The 2,099-nt window shown below is 65.4% G+C and carries 2 protein-coding genes; both read right to left on the reverse strand.

From position 1 onward, the window contains the following. Positions 1-940: acetylornithine transaminase (locus KH616_RS24380; RefSeq protein WP_292253790.1), on the reverse strand; the 940-nt coding region annotated here is incomplete at its 3' end. Positions 941-1,205: 265 nt separating this feature from the next. Then, the coding region (locus tag KH616_RS24385; RefSeq protein WP_292253791.1) for a CDP-6-deoxy-delta-3,4-glucoseen reductase at positions 1,206-2,099 on the reverse strand (894 nt) is incomplete at its 5' end.

The following is a 2,099-nucleotide window of genomic DNA, read 5'->3' on the forward strand; positions in this document are numbered from 1 at the left end:
GCTTGCGCTTCAGGTATTCGCCGCGCTCACGCACGCCTTCGAGGAAGCCCGGCGCGACGAGCTGCGAGATCACCGCATAACCGGCCGCCGTCATCAGCGGATTGCCGTTGTACGTGCCGCCCTGGTCGCCGGCCTCGAACACCGCGACGTCGGCTTTCGACAGCAGCGCCGCAAGCGGCACGCCGCTGCCGATGCCCTTGCCGAGCGTCATGATGTCCGGCTCGATATCCGACAGCTCGTACGCGAACAGCGTGCCCGCGCGGCCGCAGCCGCTTTGCACTTCGTCGACGATCAGCAGCAGGTTGTGCTGCTTCGTCAGCGCGCGCAGCGCACGCATGAATTCGCGCGTCGCCGGGATCACGCCGCCTTCGCCCTGGATCGGTTCGAGCATCACCGCGACGGTCTTCTCGTTGATCAGCTTTTCGACCGATTCGATGTTGTTCAGCTCGGCCTTCGGGAAGCCCGGCACTTGCGGCGCGTAGATCGTGTCCCAGCCCGGCTTGCCGCTCGCGGACATCGTCGCGAGCGTGCGGCCGTGGAAGCTGTGGTCGAACGTGATGATCTCGTAGGCGCCGTTCCTGAACTTGCGGCCCCACTTGCGCGCGAGCTTGATCGCGCCTTCGTTCGCTTCGGCACCGCTGTTAGTGAAGAACACCTTGTCGAACACGCTGTGCTGCGTAAGCAGGCCGGCGAGCTGCGCCATCGGCACGTTGTAGAACGCGGGCGACGGATTCAGCAGCTTTTCCGCCTGCGACTTCAGCGCTTCGACGACGCCGTCGTTGCAGTGGCCGAGACTGTTGACCGCCCAGCCCTGGATGAAATCCAGATATCGCTTGCCGGTGTGATCGTAGAGCCACGAACCCTTGCCGTGCGTAAACACGATGTCGGGACGGTTCGTGATGTACATCAGCGAGTCGATCGGATAGTCGTTCAGGGGCATGGCGGGAGACTCCAGCGGACAATGAAAGGGAAGGGGCCAACAAAAAAGCCACGGAATGCCGTGGCTGGTGGGTTCGAACAGCTTGTGCGTAACGGGGTGAGAAGGTTACGCGCGAGTCCGTGACGAGCCTGCGGCATCCGGGCGGAGCGGCGAGCGGCGACGTCGGGGAGCGGACAGGTAGCGGTTCATGTGCGCAAGCATAAGGCATCCCGCGCGCCACTGTAAACCGCCGCGACGCTGCAAAATTGTCGCGGCGGCGGCGGGATCAGACCGGGTGAGCGAGATCGGCGGCGCTCGTAAACGCGTCGGCGTAGAACTCGTCGGCAGGCAGGCCGTGATGCTGCGTGAAATCGCGCTGCGCGGATTCGACCATCACCGGCGCGCCGCACGCGTAGACCTGGTAGCCCGACAGGTCGGGCAGATCCTCGATCACCGCACGGTGGACGAAGCCGGTGCGGCCGGTCCACTGGTCGGCGTCGTCCGGCTCGGACAGCACCGGCACGAACTTGAAGTTCGGGATCTCGGCCGCCCATTGCCCGGCGAGTTCGGCGAGGTAGAGATCCTTTTTGCGGCGCGCGCCCCAGTAGAGCGTCATCGGGCGCGTGATGCCCGCATGCTTCGCGTGCTCGATGATGGCCTTGATCGGTGCGAAGCCGGTGCCCGACGCGAGCAGCACGATCGGCTTGTCGGAATCCTCGCGCAGGAAGAACGTGCCGAGCGGCCCTTCGAAGCGCAGGATGTCGCGCTCCTTCATCGCGCCGAACACGTGGTCGGTGAACTTGCCGCCCGGCATGTGGCGGATGTGCAGCTCGACCGGGCCTTCCACGTCCGGCGCGCTCGCCATCGAGTAGCTGCGGCGCGAGCCGTCCTTCAGGATGAATTCGATGTACTGGCCGGCGAGGTATTGCAGACGCTCGTTGGCCGGCAACTGCAGCTTCACGACCATCACGTCGTCGGCCTTGCGTTCGAGTGCGGCGATGCGGCACGGCAGCTTCTTGACCTGCACGCCGTCGACACCGGCGATTTCGCGCACGTCGATTTCCAGATCGCATTGCGCGGTCGCACAGCACAGGAGCGCGAGGCCGCGCGTGCGTTCGTCGTTCGACAGCGCCGACGCGGCGTGCGTGCCCTGTTCGATCTGGCCCGACACGATCTGGCC

Source organism: Burkholderia sp. (assembly GCF_018375725.1).
Lineage (GTDB): Bacteria > Pseudomonadota > Gammaproteobacteria > Burkholderiales > Burkholderiaceae > Burkholderia.